The following is a 15,669-nucleotide window of genomic DNA, read 5'->3' as shown; positions in this document are numbered from 1 at the left end:
AGGGGGAGTGTCCGTGCACGTTTGGGTTGCAAGCGACGATGGTGTCTATGACAATGCGAGTCATTATCAGTCGCGAATTATTCCATTGCCATGCCCGCCAACGATCTGTCCCTACGCAGTGCTGTCGACGTTCTGTACAGTGATCATCACAGTTGGCTCCAGGGCTGGCTGCGCAAGCGCTTGGGCAATGCCTTCGATGCGGCTGACCTGACCCAGGATACGTTTGTGCGGGTCATCAAGGCGCGCACGGCGCTGGATATCCGCGAGCCGCGCCCGTACCTGTCGATGATCGCCAAAGGGCTGTTGATCGACCTGTTTCGCCGCCGCTCGCTGGAACAATCCTACCTCGAAGCATTGGCCGCCATGCCGCAAGAGCAGCACCCCTCGCTGGAAGAGCAGGCGATCCTGCTCCAGGCTTTGATGGAGATCGATCGTCTGCTCCTGGGATTGGGGCCGCGTGTCAGGCAGGCGTTCATCCTGTCGCAGTTCGATGGGCTGACCTATCCGCAAATTGCCGAGCGCCTGGGCGTCAGCGTCCGCACGGTCAACAATCACATGGCCAAGGCCATGGAGCATTGCTGCCTCATGCAAATTCAATTGCAGCTTTCATGAACCTGCCGCCCGAAGAATTGCAAGCCATCCGTGTGGCGGCACGGTGGTACGCCCGGCTCAATTCCGGGATTAGCACCGACGCGGACCGGGCCGATTGGCGCGCCTGGCTGGCTGCCGATCCGTTGCATGGCCAGGCCTGGCAGCGCATGGCCGCGGTGGCCGAGCAAATGGCGAATGTGCCGGGCGTCCTGGCGGCACCGACCTTGAGCGACACCCACCAGCGCTCCCGCCGCCAAGTGTTGCGCAGCGCCTTGCTGCTGACATCCGCTGGCGGCCTGGGTTGGTTGAGCTGGCGCAGCCAGGCCACGCAGAACCTGTTTTGCGATTACCGCACGGCGGTGGGCGAGCGTCGCGAGTTCCAGTTGGCCGATGGCAGCACGCTCATGCTCAACACCGACACCTCGATCAATGTTCGTTTCGACGGACAGCAGCGACGCCTGGAACTGTTGCGGGGTGAGGTGCTCGTGACGACGGCGGTCGATCCCTTGCGCCGTCCGTTCAAGGTGGTCACGGGGCTGGCCGAGGTGCTGGCCCTGGGCACGCGTTTCATTGTCCGTAGCCAGGCGCGGGGCGGTGAAGTGGCGGTGCTGGAGAAAGCGGTCGAGGTGAGCCTGCCAGCACGTGGAGCAAGGATGCGCGTCGAGGCCGGCCAGCGCCTGGATTTCAATGAGCGTTCGTTAGGGACGCTACGCGGCAACGATGTGTCGGTAGGGGCCTGGCAGAAGGGAAGCATTATCGCCATTGACCGTCCCCTGGCGGCGCTGCTGGACGAACTGTCGCGTTACCGTCCCGGCGTGCTGCGTTGGGATCCGGCGATTGGCGACTTGAAGGTGTCCGGTGTATTTCCCGTCGATGACACTGATCTCGCCCTGGCCGCGCTGGAAAGTGGCTTTTCGTTGCGGGTGACCCGCTACAGCCGATTCTGGGTCCAGGTCGCCGGTGGCGATCGGCGCTGATGCTGCGTAATAAAAAAACCAGCCCTTGCACTTTTCATCCTCATCGTTCGGCTCTTCCTCAGTGAGTTTTTATCGATCGTTTGAGGGAGGGGAAATATGACGTGGGTGAGTGCGCCAGGCCGTCTGGTGTTTGCAGTGAAAATCGGCTTGCTGGCGGTCACGACCGCTGGCGCCATGGCCGTGAATGCAAGCCCGGTTGCAGCGGCTGAGGCGCAGCAGAGTGCGGTGCAGGCCTACGATATCGGCGCCGGCCGCCTGGTGGATGTGCTGACCCGTTTTTCCAGCGCCGCCGGCGTTGCCCTTTCGTTTGATGCTCGGCAACTCGAAGGTTTGCAATCGCCCGGCCTGAAAGGTTCTTTCGGCGTGGGCGAGGGCTTTGCCCGCATTCTTGGCGGTAGTGGCCTGCAAGCCGAGCCCCAGGCCAACGGCACGTACCTGCTGCGCCGGCTGCCTGCCAACGGTTCGGTCATGGAACTGGGCGCTACCCGCATCGATGCACAGCGGCTCGGGGCGACCACCGAGCAGAGCAATTCCTACACGACGGGGGCGGTCACCATCAGCAAGGGCGAGCACTCCCTGCGCGAAACGCCGCAGTCGGTGACGGTGATCACCCGCAAGATGCTCGATGACCAGAACCTCAATACCATCGAACAAGTCATGGAGAAGACGCCTGGCATCACCGTCTACGACTCGACCATGGGCGGCAAGTATTTCTATTCCCGCGGGTTCCGCATGTCTGGCCAGTATCAATACGACGGCGTTCCGCTGGACATGGGCAACAGCTATGTCCAGGCCGACAGTTTCAGCAGCGACATGGCTTATTACGACCGTGTCGAAGTCCTGCGCGGCGCCGCCGGGATGATGAAGGGGGCGGGCGGTACGTCCGGCGGCGTCAACTTCGTGCGTAAACGCGGCCAGACCACGGCCCAGACCGAACTCAGCCTGTCCGGTGGCACCTGGGACAACTACCGTGGGCAAGTCGATACCGGTGGCCCGTTGAATGACTCCGGCACCGTGCGGGGCAGGGCGGTGATCGCCGAGCAGAGCCGGCATTATTTCTACGACGATGCCCGGCGCAAGGACCAGATCTACTACGGCGCCCTGGACTTCGACCTGTCGCCCGACACGACGCTCGGCCTGGGTGTTGCCTATGAAGACGTCGATGCAAGCCCCTGCTGGGGCGGGCTGCCGCGCTACCGGGACGGCAGCGACCTGAAACTCAGCCGCTCCACCTGCCTGGACCCGTCGTGGAACACCTGGCGTAGCCAGCGGACCACGGTGTTCGGTGATATCGCCCATCACCTCAATGACGATTGGGCCGTGAAGGTCGCCGGGGTCTATACCAAAAATACCCAGGACATCAAATACGCCTTTGCATCGGGCTCGGTGGCGCCCGGTACCTCGACCACCAACATGCTGGGCAGCATGTACGACTATGACCAGGTCGATTACGGCCTCGACGCCTACCTGGACGGCAAGTTCGACGCCCTGGGGCAACAACATGAGTTGATCGTCGGTTTCAACGCCAGCCGCTCGGACAAGGATGACTTCTTCTCGGTGGCACTGCTGCCCCAGAAGCAGAATGTGTTCGAGCCAGATCGGCATATTCCCGAACCGGACGACAGTTACTTCATCGAAAACTCGACGCGCGGTGGACCGGTCAAGACCCTGACCGAGCAGCACGGCATGTATTCGACCCTGCGGCTGAAACTGGCGGACCCGTTGACGTTTGTCGTCGGCAGCCGGGTGAGCTGGTACAGCTCCAAGACCGATTCGGAGTTCCTCACCGGCGGTTCGGAGCACGCCAAGAGCACGGAGACGGGCCAAGTCACGCCGTTTACCGCCGTGTTGCTGGACCTCAACGAGCACCTGACGGCCTATGCCAGCTATTCGGATATCTTCACGCCCCAGGGCAACTACCGCTCCGAAAGCGGCTCGGCACTCAAGCCCCTGGTGGGCGAGAGTTATGAGCTGGGGATCAAGGGCGAGTGGTTCGAGGGACGCCTGAACAGTGCCTTCAACCTGTTCCGCACAGTGCAGAAAGACCAGGCCCAGACGGACTACGCCTCCAGCTGTGCGTCCTCGGACGGTTACTGCTATGAGAACGCCGGCAAGGTGCGCGCCCAGGGTTTCGAAGCCGAGATCAGCGGTGAAGTCATCGAGCGCCTGCAATTGCTGGCCGGCTACACCTACACCCAGACCCAGACCCTCGACGACATTGATACCAGCCTCAACGGCGGCTCGTTCAACAGCTACGTGCCGCGCCATGTGCTGCGCCTGTGGGGCGATTATGCCCTCGGCGGGGCATTGGAACGGTTCAGTGTCGGCGCCGGGGTCAATGCCCAAAGCGACAACTTCCGTGTATCGCCGGTCAGCGGCGAGAAGATCACCCAGGCCGGTTATGCGGTGTGGAACGGTCGCGTTGGCTACCGCATCGATGACACCTGGTCGGTGGCCCTCAATGGCAACAACCTGTTCGACAAGCGCTACTACACCACCATCGGCACCGAGGGTTTCGGCAACTATTACGGTGAGCCGCGCAACTTCACCATGACGATGAAGGCGCGCTTCTGAGGCGGTGGCGAGGGCGCCAGTGCCCTCGCCACGGTTCTGCCCCTCAGTTGGTATCCAGGTCCACGTTCTTGGTTTCCCGCAGGCAGATCATGCCCACCACCAGGCTCACCCCGGTGATCACCACCGGGTACCACAGCCCATAGAAGATATCCCCGGTGTAGACCACCAGGGCAAACGACACGGTGGGCAGGAAACCGCCGAACCAGCCGTTGCCGATGTGGTAGGGCAGGGACATGGAGGTGTAGCGGATCCGGGTCGGGAACAGTTCGACCATCAACGCCGCCAGCGGTCCGTAGCACATCGCCGAGATGATGATCAGCGCGACGATCAAGGCCACGATCATCGGGCGGTTGATCTGCTGCGCATCGGCCTGTTGCGGGTAGCCGGCCAGGGTCACCGCACCGCGCAGGGCCGCCTCGTCGTAGCCTTCGAGTTTCACGTCACCGACGCTGATCTGCACCGTGCTGCCGACCGGGGCCGCGACGCTGCTGTAGGGCAGGCCTTGCTTGACCAGGAAGGTCTTGACCTTGTCGCAAGGGCTGTCGAAACGCGCCTTGCCCACCGGGTCGAACTGGAAGGTGCAGGTGGCCGGATCGGCGATCACGGTGATGGGTGCCTGGCGGCTCGCCAGGTCGATGGCCGGGTTGGCGTAGTGGGCCAAGGTCTTGAAGATCGGGAAGTACAGGGCCGTCGCCAGCAGCAGGCCGATCATCAGCACCGGTTTACGCCCGACCTTGTCCGACAGCCAGCCGAAAAAGATGAAGAACGGTGCGCCGATCACCACGCTGACAATCAGCAGGCTATTGGCGAGGGCCGGGTCCATCTTGAGGAATTGGGTGAGAAAAAACAGCACATAGAATTGCGCGGCGTAGAAGGTCACCGCTTGCCCGGCGTTGATGCTGAACAGGGCGATCAGCACCACCTTGAGGTTTTCCCATTTGCCGAAGGATTCGCGAATCGGCGCCTTGCAGCACTTGCCTTCCTCTTTCATTTTCAGGAAGGCCGGCGACTCATGCAGGCTCAGGCGAATCCAGGTGGAAATGCCCAGCAGCAGGATCGACAGCAGGAAAGGAATGCGCCAGCCCCAGACTTCGAACTGATCGCCGGTGAAGTAGCGGCAGCCCAAAACCACCAGCAGCGACAGCAGCAGCCCGAGGGTGGCCGTGGACTGAATCCAACTGGTATGAAAACCGCGCTTGCCCATTGGCGCGTGCTCGGCGACATAAGTCGCCGCGCCACCGTACTCACCGCCCAGGGCCAGGCCCTGGAGCATGCGCAACACCACCAGGATGATTGGCGCGGCGATGCCGATGCTGGCGTAGTTGGGCAGCAGGCCGACGCAGAACGTCGCCAGGCCCATGAGCACGATGGTGGCCAGGAACGTGTACTTGCGCCCGATCATGTCCCCCAACCGACCGAACACCAGGGCCCCGAACGGCCGCACGATGAAACCGGCGGCGAAGGCCATCAGGGCGAAGATGAACGCGGTGGTGTCGTTGACCCCGGCAAAGAACTGCTTGCTGATCACCGCCGCCAGGGCGCCGTAGAGGAAAAAGTCGTACCACTCGAACACCGTCCCCAGGGACGAGGCGAAGATGACTTTCTGGGTTTCCTGGCTGGTGCCGGCGCTGCGCGTGGCTTCCAGGGGCTGAACATGCTCGGACATAGCGGTATCCCTCACAGTGATTGTTTTTGTTGTTCCACTGCGACGCCGGGGTGGCGTCTCCTGATTTGACACGTTCCTTTTGCTTGCACATTTCCCTGTGGGAGCGGGCTTGCTCGCGAAGGCGGTGTGTCAGCTAACGATGATGTCGACTGGCACACCGCCTTCGCGAGCAAGCCCGCTCCCACAGGTAGGACTCTGTTGTTTTTCAGACCGTGGCAGGCTCCTTTTGCGGCGTGGTGATTCGGGTGTCTGCCTCGAGCATCATCTGCGCCGCCTTCTCGGCAATCATCAGCGTCGGCGAGCAGGTATTGCCCGAGGTGATGCGCGGCATGATCGAGGCATCGGCGATGCGCAGGCCCTTGATGCCGTGCACGCGCAGTTGCGCATCCACCACGGCGTCGCCGTCCTGGCCCATGCGGCATGTGCCGACCGGGTGGAAGATCGTCGTGCCGATGCGGGCGGCGGCCTGGTGCAGTTCCTCTTCGGTCTGCAGGCTGGGGCCCGGCAGGTATTCCACCGGTTTGAACGCGCTCAGGGCCGGTGCCGCGACGATGCGTCGGGTCAGGCGGATGGCGTCGGCGGCGACTCGCAAGTCTTCGGGGTGACTCAGGTAATTGGGCTGGATCAGCGGCGCCTCGTGTGGGTCGGCCGAACGAATGTCCACCCGGCCACGGCTTTGCGGGCGCAGGTCGCAGACCGACGCGGTGAACGCCGGGAAGCTGTGCAGCGGTTCGCCGAAGCGTTCCAGGGACAGCGGTTGCACGTGGTATTCGAGGTTGGCCGAACTCTGCTCCGGGCCCGAGCGGGCGAACGCGCCGAGTTGACTGGGGGCCATGGACAGCGGGCCGCTGCGGTCGTACAGATAGCGCAGGCCCATGCCCATCTTGCCCCACAGGCTCCCGGCGATCTGGTTCAGGGTGCGGGCGTTTTCCAACTGGTAGATCAGCCGCAGTTGCAGGTGGTCCTGCAAGTTGCCGCCGACACCGGGCAACTCATGGGTCACGCCGATGCCCAGGCGTTGCAGCAAGCTGCGCGGGCCGATCCCGGAGCGTTGCAGGATCCCCGGCGAACCCACGGCGCCAGCGCACAGGACGATTTCCTTGCGGGCCTTGAAGGTCATGCCCTTGCCTTGCCAGCGAGCGCTGACGGCATGGGCGCGGTCGTCACGCAGCAACACCCGGTCGACCTCGACGTCGGTCAATACGGTGAGGTTGGCGCGCTGGCGAATCGGCTTGAGAAACGCCTTGGCCGCGTTCCAGCGCACCCCGGCTTTCTGATTGACCTGGAAATAGCCGCAGCCTTCATTGTCGCCGCTGTTGAAATCGTCGACGTTGGGGATGCCGCTCTGCTCGGCGGCGCTGCGGAAGGCATCGAGAATCGGCCATGACAGGCGCTGGCGTTCGACCCGCCACTCGCCGCCGGCACCGTGGAATTCAGACGCGCCGGCGAAGTGGTTTTCGCTCTGGCGGAACAGCGGCAGGACGTCTTTCCAGGCCCAGCCGGGATTGCCTGCGGCGGCCCAGTCGTCGTAATCGGCAGCCTGGCCGCGCATGTAGATCATGCCGTTGATGGAGGAACAACCGCCCAGGACCTTGCCGCGCGGGTAGCTCAGGGCGCGGCCTTGCAGGCCCGGTTGCGCTTCGGTCTTGAAGCACCAGTCGGTGCGTGGATTGCCGATGCAGAACAGGTAGCCGACCGGAATGTGAATCCATGGATAATTGTCGCGCCCACCGGCTTCGAGCAGCAGGACCCGGTGTTGCGGGTTGGCCGAAAGCCGATTGGCCAGCAAGCACCCGGCAGGGCCGGCGCCCACGATCACGTAATCGTATTCATCGACGACAGGTTGCATTCGCGACCTCATTCTTGTTGTTGTGAGAGCCATCCTAGTTGTTAGTTTTCGTCAAAAGAATGTTAGTTTTTGCGCAGCCGCTGTGCGTTTATAAACAGTCCCGCCTTCAGGCGCGTTCAAGGATCGCCCCATGTTCGACTGGAATGACCTGCGCTATTTCCTGGAGCTGCAACGCAGCGGGCGTTTGTTGACGGCTGCCCGACGGCTGAACACCACCCACGCCACGGTGGCCCGGCACATCGAGGCCATCGAGAAAAGCCTCGGCACTGCGCTGTTCGTCCAGCATGCCCAGGGCTATGAACTGACCCCGGCCGGCGAGACATTGCTCAAGCACGCCGAAGCCATGGAGAACGTGGCGTTGCTGGCCCAGGAGGACATCACCCAGTCCAGCGCACCCCTGGGCAAGATCCGCCTGGGAGTGACCGAAGGTCTGGGCATCATGTTCCTGGCTAGTCGCATGGACGGGCTGTTCCAGCGCTACCCGGGGCTGGAGGTGGAGCTGGTGGCGGTGCCGCGCTTTGTCAGCATCCTCAACCGTGAGGCGGAAATCAGCATCCACCTCGAACGCCCGGCGGCCGACCTGTTGGTGACCCGCAAACTCACCGACTACAGCCTGGCGCTGTACGCCAGCCAGGCCTACCTGGATCGCTCGCCAGCACTGCGCAGCCGCGAGGACCTGGGCCGCCATGCCTGGATCGGTTATGTCGACGATCTGCTGTTCAGCCAGGAACTGATGTTCCTCAACAGTTTTTGCCGCAACCCTCGGGTGGTGTTTCACAGCACCAGCGTTATCGCCCAGCAACAGGCCGCGCGCTCGGGCCTGGGGATCGCCGTGTTGCCGTGCTACATGGCCAGCGGCGACCCGACGCTGGTGCCGCTGCTGCCGGACGAAACCATCCGCCGCAGCTACTGGATCAGCACCCGTCGCGAACTGCACAAATCCGTACGCCTGCGGGTGTTGTGGGATTACGTGGTGCAGTTGTGCGAGCGCGAGCAGGGGTTGTTGTTGCCCTGAGCACGCAATATCCCTGTGGCGAGCCTCTATGTGGAACAAGGCTCTGTGGAGGCAAGGTTCTGTGGGCTCTGTGGGAGCAAGGCTTGCCCGCGATGAAGAACACACGGTCTATCTGGAACCGAGTCGCCTGCTTCGCGGGCAAGCCTTGCTCCCACAGAACCCATAGAGCCCACAGATGAATCCCCTCGCCACAAAGGTCGTTGGTGCCCCGGCAACTGGCCGCCCAAGCCCCCTTTTCTGGCCCCCAATGACCTCAGCCGACGCGCTGGCGTGCCTTAGTGTTGACCCACAACAAGAAAAGCGCAGCCAAGAGGGGCCCTATGTTGGCAATCACGCCTTCAACCTTGCTTCACTCCGCCGTCATCGTGCTGTTCGGCAGCCTGCTCGCCGGCTGCGGCGAAGAGCCCAAGCCCCCCGCGCCGACAGTGTTCACGGCCATGCCCAGCGATGCAGCACTGGCCCAGGTCTACGACAGCAGCTGCAAACTCTGCCACGCCAACCCCGGCGCCGGCGCGCCGTTGACCGGCGATACGAACGCCTGGGCCCCGCGGGTCGCACAGGGCGCCGAGACCCTGCTGGACCACGCGATCAACGGCTACAACGGCATGCCGCCGATGGGCCTGTGCATGCACTGTTCCGAAGAGCAGTTCCTGGCCCTGATCGCCTTCATGTCCGGCCAACACTTCCAATAATAAATACGGGTACTTTCGGCATGACGATGGACTACTCACGGCGTCGGTTGCTGCAACAGGCCGGCGTTGTCGCCGCCTTTACCGCACTGGGCAGCCAGGGCGCCCTGGCCGAGCTGATGCGCGCGCCTCGCTTGATCCCGTGGCGCAACTGGTCCGGTGCGCAGAGTTGCCTGCCGGCGGCGCGCCTGGCCCCCAAGGACCTCGACGAACTGGTGCAGGTGGTGCGCCGCGCCGAAGGGCGGATTCGGCCGGTGGGTTCCGGGCATTCCTTCAGCGCCCTGGTGCCCACCGACGGCACCTTGTTGTCGCTGAGTTTTTTCAGTGGCCTGCTGGACCACGACGGCGCCAGCCTGCAAGCCGAGTTCGGCGGCGGCACGCCCATGTCCCGCATGGGCCCGGCGCTCAAGGCCATCGGCCAGGCACTGCCGAACATGGCCGACGTCGATTACCAGACCTTGGCCGGTGCCATCGCCACCTCGACCCATGGCACTGGCAAGGCCTTTGGCTCATACGCCTCCCAAGTGGTCGGCCTGCAACTGGTGACGGCCAGCGGCGAGGTCCTCGATTGTGATGCCCTGCGTCATCCCGAGGTGTTCCAGGCCGGCCGGGTGTCCCTTGGCGCGCTGGGGCTGGTGACCCGCGTGCGGTTACAAAACCGCGCGGCTTATCGCTTGCGCGAGCACCAGTGGGTGGCGAAAACCGAGGAGTTGCTCGAGGACGTGCACACCAACATCCGGGACAACCAGCACTGGGAAATGCAAGTCGTCACCCATTCCGACTATGCGCTGTCGATCACCCTGAACGAAACCACCGATCCGGCCACGCCGCCGATCAGTCCCGAGGAGGAGGGCGGCAACGAGTTCGTCTCCCTGATCGAAAACCTCGACAAGTACGGTAGCGATTTTCCAGCGGTCCGGCGCGCGCTGCTCAACAGCCTGCGGCTGGTGGCCGAGTTCGATGACCGCGTCGGTGATTCCCATGACATCTACGCCAACGCCCGCACCGTGCGCTTCAACGAAATGGAATATTCAGTCCCGGCCGAACACGGTCCGGCGTGCCTGCGGGAAATCCTCGCGCTGATCCGCGACAAGGACCTGCGCACCTGGTTTCCCATCGAATACCGCTACGTGAAGGCCGACGACATCGCCTTGAGCATGTTCCAAGGCCGGGACAGTTGCTCAATTTCCGTGCACCAGCATTACCAGATGGACCACCACAATTTCTTCGCCGCCATCGAGCCGATCTTCTGGAAATACCAGGGCCGCCCGCATTGGGGGAAGCTGCACTCGCTGAACGCCAAGGCACTCCAGGCGTTGTACCCGCGCTGGACTGAATTCACCCAGGTGCGCCAGGTATTGGACCCTGGCGGCAAGTTTCTCAATGGGCATCTTGCCTCGATTCTGGGGGTGAGCTGAGGCTTCAAATGGCTGGTTAGCTGGTTAGCTGGTTAGCTGGTTAGCTGGTTAGCTGATTCTGTCAGGCACAAACCTTGTGGCGAGGGAGCTTGCTCCCGCTGGGCTGCGCAGCAGCCCCAAATCGGATAACCCATTTTTCCAGATAGACCACCTCAGCCGGCTACGACGGCTACGCCGCCGAGCGGGAGCAAGCTCCCTCGCCACAAAAGTCCTAAAAGCCCAACAGCCAAAAAAGCCCTTTAGAACGCAAACGGAATACTGATCTTGGCCCAGAGCATTTCGCCTTCGGTGCGGTTCTCCACTTCGAACTCCTTGGCCCAGCGGATCTCGGCGCTGGCGTACTTGAGGAAGGTCAGGTGCAGCGCCGGGCCGATGGCGAAGACCTGGCCGCGGACCCCGTCGTCCACATCCTGCCCGGCGAATTGCACGGTGCGGCCGTACTGTTTGTCGTCGGTGGTCTGCTTGAGGTAGTAGCCGTTGAGCCCCAGCCTCAGGTTGTCGGTCACCCGGTAGCTGGCGGAATAGTCGAAGTGGAAAATCTGCCCGGAACGGTAGTCGGTGTCCTTGTTCTTGCGGTTGAAGCTGTAGGTGGTCTTCATCGACACCTCGGTGTCTTCCGTGGGCAACCAGGTGAAGGAAAACAGCGGCTTGTAGGTGTAGAAATTGTTGCTGGTGTTGGCCAGTCGATCGGTGCTGTATTCGCCGGTGGGTACGGTGATTTCCACCGCCGCGGCCAAGGTCAGGTGCTTGCCCATGTCCCAAAGCACAATGGGTGAAATAGTCGTGTCGCCCATGCCTTCACGGGTGTCATGCAGGCCGAACACCGAGACTTCCTGCTTGAGCCAGGGCTGGGCGATGTAGATCCCCGCGCGTCCACCGGCCACTCGCAACGGGCTCAGGTAATCGATACGTGGGACCACTGCCGTGGATTCGATTTCGACGTCCGGCACTTCGCCGCCCAACGAACTGATGTTGAATTTCCGGGCCTTGTAATGGTTGTAGTAGAGGTTGAACGCGACCATGTGGTCGGGAAGGCTGTCGACTTCCAGCGGCAACACGAAAAAGCCATCGGTGCCAGGGCCGATGTTGTCGACCCCCGATTCGGTGGCCAAGGCGGGCAGGGCTGCGCCGCAGGCCAGGCCGAGGGTCAATTGCAAGGCGAATGTCGTGCGGGTCGGGTTCATGTGGGGGGCTCATTATTATTGTTGGAAATGCACCGGAGGTCCGAGTCATACAAATAAGCCGTTCGCCGCCGACAGGGCAGGGTATTGGCGGCCAGACAGGGGACTTGGGCGGCCAGATTTTTCTACCCCTCTATCCAGCGGCTCATGCTAACTTTATGAAATAACCGGTTACAAAAACGCCACCTAACGTGCTCCGGAACCCGCCCCATGCAGATGAAAGTCATCGACCCCACCTATGAATTGGCGCTGGTATCGCCATTTTTGCTGCAAACGTTGGCCGAGGTGGTGGCGGACAAGGGCTTCGATGCCGCCAGCCTGTGTCGCGGCCTGGGGTTCGGCCTCGATGACCTGCAAGATCCCGCCCAGCGCATTTCCTATCGCCAGGCCGTGGTCATGATCCAACGGGCACTCAAGCTGTTGCCTGACCAGGGGCTGGGGTTATGGGTGGGTGATCGCAACGTGCTCGGCACCCTCGGCCTGCTGGGGCACGTCTTGTCGCTGTGCGAAACCCTGCGCGATGCCTTCGCCCTCGGGGTTCGTTACCAGCACACCACCGGCGGCATCGCCGTGACCCGTGTCGAAGAGGCCACTGACCGGATCATGGTCGAGGCCACTTGCCGCCTGCCTTTTGCCGAGATCCAGGTGTTTGCCGTGGAAGAGTTCTTCGCCAGCCTGATGGTCTACGGCCGGGCGCTGGCGGGTCCCGATTTCAAGCCCCAGGCCGTGGAATTCATGCATGCCGCGCCGTCCTATGCCCAGGCGTACCAGCGGATCCTGGGGCCTGAGGTGCGCTTCGGTTGTCGGCACAACCGCATGCTGATCGACGTGCGCTGGCTGGACATGCGTTTGCCCAATCACCACCCGCTGGCGCTGCGCCAGGCATTGGCCTTGCTCGAGCAGGAGGCCTGCGAGGTCCACCAGAAGATCGACCTGATCCAGACCGTGGAACGGGCGATTGCCCGGGACCTGACCCGGGGCAGCCACATCGAGAAAATCGCCAGCGACCTCAACATGAGCAGCCGCACTCTGCGTCGGCGCCTGACCGAACACAGCCTGACCTTCGAGACCTTGCTCGAACAGGTGCGCCGCGGCCGCACCCTGAACCTGCTGGCCAACCCCGAGCTGTCCATCGAGCGCATCACCGAAGAGGTCGGCTACAGCGATGTGCGCAGCTTCCGCCGGGCGTTCCGGCGCTGGACCGGCATGAGCCCCAGCGCGTTTCGCAATGAGAGCGCCGACGCTCGGCTCTAAGGATATGTCCACACGGTATTTCTCAAGTCGCGTGGGCTTTCCCTAAATGAACAGAGACAGGCCGAACAACCAGGGTTTTTGTATCCGGTTGTTGCCTGGAGGCGGGTGTTCGTCGATCTACCGGATTGACATCTTTTTCCTGCAAACAACCCCCAGTAAACTCGCACTCCCCATGAAACAAGATTAGCCACGCTGCCTGGTCGCGTTCTGTTGCACAATACGCCCCGGACCGTTTCTCTCAGGATGTTCAATGTTCAAATCATTTCCCATGCGCACCGTAGGGCTTGCATTGGTGCTGGCCGCCGCAGCCGGTTGTTCGTCGAAGAAAACCGCCATCTATGAGCACGAGAACTTCGATGATTCCGGCACGTTCTCGCGCACGTATCCGGTGAGTGACGCGGCCACCTGCGAAGCCGGGCGCCGGGCGTTGCTCAGCCAGGGCTATATCATCACCAGCAGCGATCCGAAGCTGGTCAGCGGTCACAAGAGTTTCCAGCAGACCGGCGAAACCCATATGGAGATCAGTTTCAACCTGGTCTGTGCCGAAGATGGCGGTACCGGGCACCGGGCGACCATGTTCGCCAACGCCTTGCAGGACCGTTATGCCCTGAAGAAAACCAACAACTCCGCCAGCCTGGGCGTGGGCGTGCTGGGTTCGGTGTCGATGCCGATCGGCTCCTCGGATGATTCGATGGTCAAGGTCGCCAGCGAAACCGTGTCGGCGGCCAAGTTCTATGAGCGTTTCTTTGCCTTGGTAGAGCTGTTCCTGCCTCCCGAAGCGAAGAAAGCCGCCGAGAATGCCGACAAACCGAAGGCCGAGCTGGGTGTACCGGAAACCAAGGCCGAGTCGGCCGCCTTGATGCCTGCACCGACTCCAGATCCGGCTCCAGCCCCAGCGGCCGAGCCTGTTGCGCCTGCGCCTGCAGCGGCCACACCCGTCGAGGAGGCTGCGCCGGCCCCCGTCGAAACCGCTCCTGCGGTGTCGGAGCCTGTCGCACCGCCGAGCGAGCCCGCGCCGATTGCTCCTGAATCGTTCGAGTCTGCGCCGACGACAGAAACCGTGACACCGCCACCACCACCGTCCAGCTCGTTGCCGGCCCCGACCGAGCCGATCCAGCCGCTTCCGGCCTCCTGAGATCCAGTGGCAGGGAGTTACTTCCTGCCACACTTCACGCAGTAATTTCCCGACCCTGTGCTACGTTTAATTCATGAAGCCTTTGCTTCATGTTTTGTTCATAAAGCAGCTTTATGCTGATGCCAGCGCCATCAGGCATTGGTTCAACGACAGGGGAAGGACGCGTAATGGATGATTATCAGGAAGAGCTGCTGGAATACCAGGCCTACGAACTGGACCCGCTGGAACCCGCCGAAGATGCAACGGAGTTGTAACGCAGCTGCAAGCTTGAAGCTTGAAGCTTAACTCCCTCTGTGGCTACGGCGAAACTCCCCAGGCGTCTGGTCATTCCAACGCTTGAAGGCCCGTTGAAAGGCTTCGGCTGAGGCAAACCCCAACAGGTAGGCGATTTCACCGAACGCCAGTTCGGTATCGCGTATGTAGGTCATTGCCAAGTCGCGACGGGTGTCGTTGAGGATGGCGCGAAACTGCGTGCCTTCCTCGGCCAGCTTGCGACGCAGGGTCCAGGTCGGCAGCTTCAGGCGAGCCGCCACTTCTTCCAGGTCGGGTTCCCGGCCGCCGCTGAGCAACGGTCCCAGCAGCTGGATGATGCGCTCGCGCAGGCTGCGGGTGCGGGTCAGCTGTTCCAGTTCCCGTTCACATAACTGAACCAGGTGATGCCAGGTACTGGGGCAATGCTGCGGGTTGCGCTGGGCAAGGCTGTCCAGGCCCAGGCGCAGTTGATTCTGTTCGGCGCCAAACTGGATCGGGCAGTCACCGAGTGTGCGGTAGGCCTCCTGATACGGCGGTTCCTCGAATTCGATGTCTATGCGTTCGGGCCGCAGCGCGACGCCGCTGACGCTGGACAATTGCGCCAGCCAGCCGGCAATGATCGAGTCCACGACGAAGCGGTTGTAGGCGTTATACGGGCTGATGGAATAGAACCGCAGCCAGGCGCCGCGGGCATCCTCATGGAAACTCGATTGGCCGCGATAGTTGGAGCCGTACAGCGGCTCGAAGCGGATCATGCAGCGGGCCGCCTCGCGTACGGTCGGCGCCTGGGCAGCGGTGACGCCGGCCAGCCCGGCCTGGCTCAAACGGCCGAGCTGACCCATGCGCAGGCCCAGGGCCGGGTCCTGGGTCTGTTGAATCGCGGCGTGGCCCAGGCGCATGTACCGTGGAATCGACAGGCGTGCCCCGGGCTCGGCCAGGCGCGCGGCGTCGAGGCCGTACTGTTCAAGCAGGGGCTTGGGGTCTTGCCCATGGCTGGCGACCGCGTCAGCCAGGCTATGGACGAAGCCTACCGACAGATCCCCCAGGCGCATCGGCTGCGGTTTCATG

At 62.6% G+C, this 15,669-nt stretch carries 13 protein-coding genes; 9 read left to right on the top strand and 4 right to left on the bottom strand.

Translation table 11 applies throughout. The annotated features are described in order from the left end of the window. Positions 1 to 90: 90 nt before the first annotated feature. From M1D99_RS19780 to M1D99_RS19770, 3 genes are all read left to right on the top strand, one after another. Positions 91 to 612, top strand: a complete 522-nt coding sequence (locus M1D99_RS19780) for a sigma-70 family RNA polymerase sigma factor (RefSeq protein WP_053184044.1) — start codon at positions 91 to 93, stop codon at positions 610 to 612. Next, on the top strand, positions 609 to 1,568 hold the full coding sequence (locus M1D99_RS19775) for a FecR domain-containing protein (protein ID WP_434571215.1): 960 nt from the start codon (positions 609 to 611) through the stop codon (positions 1,566 to 1,568). The genes M1D99_RS19780 and M1D99_RS19775 overlap by 4 nt, the downstream gene beginning before the upstream one ends. A gap of 96 nt (positions 1,569 to 1,664) precedes the next feature. Then, complete coding sequence (locus M1D99_RS19770; protein ID WP_458130656.1) at positions 1,665 to 4,142, top strand: TonB-dependent siderophore receptor; 2,478 nt, start codon at positions 1,665 to 1,667, stop codon at positions 4,140 to 4,142. A gap of 43 nt (positions 4,143 to 4,185) precedes the next feature. On the opposite strand, the gene M1D99_RS19765 is transcribed toward M1D99_RS19770, so the two are convergent. After that, a complete protein-coding gene (locus M1D99_RS19765) occupies positions 4,186 to 5,808 on the bottom strand; it encodes an MFS transporter (RefSeq protein ID WP_186730828.1) in 1,623 nt (540 codons plus the stop codon). 205 nt (positions 5,809 to 6,013) lie between these two features. Further along, positions 6,014 to 7,657: a GMC family oxidoreductase gene (locus M1D99_RS19760; protein WP_458130655.1), complete on the bottom strand. Its 1,644-nt coding sequence runs from the start codon at positions 7,655 to 7,657 to the stop codon at positions 6,014 to 6,016. A 130-nt stretch (positions 7,658 to 7,787) separates the two neighbouring features. Between M1D99_RS19760 and M1D99_RS19755 the strand changes: the two genes are divergently transcribed. The 3 genes from M1D99_RS19755 (at position 7,788) to M1D99_RS19745 (ending at position 10,779) form a co-directional block, all read left to right on the top strand. Beyond that, positions 7,788 to 8,672 carry a LysR family transcriptional regulator gene (locus M1D99_RS19755; RefSeq protein WP_186710588.1) on the top strand — a complete coding sequence of 295 codons (885 nt, stop codon included), beginning with the start codon at positions 7,788 to 7,790 and terminating at the stop codon, positions 8,670 to 8,672. Between the two features lie 320 nt (positions 8,673 to 8,992). Continuing rightward, entirely contained in the window at positions 8,993 to 9,364 is a 372-nt protein-coding gene (locus M1D99_RS19750; RefSeq protein ID WP_458130654.1) for a c-type cytochrome, read from the top strand. Positions 9,365 to 9,480: 116 nt separating this feature from the next. After that, positions 9,481 to 10,779: a D-arabinono-1,4-lactone oxidase gene (locus M1D99_RS19745; protein ID WP_434576566.1), complete on the top strand. Its 1,299-nt coding sequence runs from the start codon at positions 9,481 to 9,483 to the stop codon at positions 10,777 to 10,779. 239 nt (positions 10,780 to 11,018) lie between these two features. Here the strand turns inward: M1D99_RS19745 and M1D99_RS19740 are convergent, their stop codons facing one another. After that, positions 11,019 to 11,963, bottom strand: coding sequence for a SphA family protein (locus tag M1D99_RS19740; protein WP_186710591.1), 945 nt, complete (start codon positions 11,961 to 11,963; stop codon positions 11,019 to 11,021). 207 nt (positions 11,964 to 12,170) lie between these two features. Here M1D99_RS19740 and M1D99_RS19735 point away from each other — a divergent pair, with 207 nt between their 5' ends. The 3 genes from M1D99_RS19735 to M1D99_RS19725 all read left to right on the top strand — a co-directional run bounded on the left by M1D99_RS19735 (position 12,171) and on the right by M1D99_RS19725 (position 14,603). Further along, the gene (locus M1D99_RS19735) at positions 12,171 to 13,214 is read left to right on the top strand and encodes an AraC family transcriptional regulator (RefSeq protein WP_186730888.1); all 1,044 of its coding nucleotides are present in this window, start codon (positions 12,171 to 12,173) and stop codon (positions 13,212 to 13,214) included. Positions 13,215 to 13,464: 250 nt separating this feature from the next. Beyond that, complete coding sequence (locus M1D99_RS19730) at positions 13,465 to 14,349, top strand: DUF2242 domain-containing protein (RefSeq protein ID WP_186710593.1); 885 nt, start codon at positions 13,465 to 13,467, stop codon at positions 14,347 to 14,349. 119 nt (positions 14,350 to 14,468) lie between these two features. After that, positions 14,469 to 14,603 carry a hypothetical protein gene (locus tag M1D99_RS19725; protein ID WP_264083855.1) on the top strand — a complete coding sequence of 45 codons (135 nt, stop codon included), beginning with the start codon at positions 14,469 to 14,471 and terminating at the stop codon, positions 14,601 to 14,603. Positions 14,604 to 14,630: 27 nt separating this feature from the next. On the opposite strand, the gene M1D99_RS19720 is transcribed toward M1D99_RS19725, so the two are convergent. Next, positions 14,631 to 15,668, bottom strand: a complete 1,038-nt coding sequence (locus tag M1D99_RS19720) for an AraC family transcriptional regulator (RefSeq protein WP_186710594.1) — start codon at positions 15,666 to 15,668, stop codon at positions 14,631 to 14,633. Position 15,669: the final 1 nt, after the last annotated feature.

This window comes from Pseudomonas sp. R3-41 (assembly GCF_054161485.1).
This window is presented reverse-complemented; position numbering and strand designations above follow the sequence as displayed.

Coding starts and splice junctions, on each gene's coding strand:
- M1D99_RS19735 (WP_186730888.1), top strand. CDS start 12,171: ATGCAGATGAAAGTCATCGACCCCACCTATGAATTGGCGCTGGTATCG.
- M1D99_RS19730 (WP_186710593.1), top strand. CDS start 13,465: ATGTTCAAATCATTTCCCATGCGCACCGTAGGGCTTGCATTGGTGCTG.
- M1D99_RS19745 (WP_434576566.1), top strand. CDS start 9,481: ATGCGCGCGCCTCGCTTGATCCCGTGGCGCAACTGGTCCGGTGCGCAG.
- M1D99_RS19720 (WP_186710594.1), bottom strand. CDS start 15,668: ATGAAACCGCAGCCGATGCGCCTGGGGGATCTGTCGGTAGGCTTCGTC.
- M1D99_RS19770 (WP_458130656.1), top strand. CDS start 1,665: ATGACGTGGGTGAGTGCGCCAGGCCGTCTGGTGTTTGCAGTGAAAATC.
- M1D99_RS19755 (WP_186710588.1), top strand. CDS start 7,788: ATGTTCGACTGGAATGACCTGCGCTATTTCCTGGAGCTGCAACGCAGC.
- M1D99_RS19750 (WP_458130654.1), top strand. CDS start 8,993: ATGTTGGCAATCACGCCTTCAACCTTGCTTCACTCCGCCGTCATCGTG.
- M1D99_RS19760 (WP_458130655.1), bottom strand. CDS start 7,657: ATGCAACCTGTCGTCGATGAATACGATTACGTGATCGTGGGCGCCGGC.
- M1D99_RS19725 (WP_264083855.1), top strand. CDS start 14,469: ATGCCAGCGCCATCAGGCATTGGTTCAACGACAGGGGAAGGACGCGTA.
- M1D99_RS19780 (WP_053184044.1), top strand. CDS start 91: ATGCCCGCCAACGATCTGTCCCTACGCAGTGCTGTCGACGTTCTGTAC.
- M1D99_RS19740 (WP_186710591.1), bottom strand. CDS start 11,963: ATGAACCCGACCCGCACGACATTCGCCTTGCAATTGACCCTCGGCCTG.
- M1D99_RS19765 (WP_186730828.1), bottom strand. CDS start 5,808: ATGTCCGAGCATGTTCAGCCCCTGGAAGCCACGCGCAGCGCCGGCACC.
- M1D99_RS19775 (WP_434571215.1), top strand. CDS start 609: ATGAACCTGCCGCCCGAAGAATTGCAAGCCATCCGTGTGGCGGCACGG.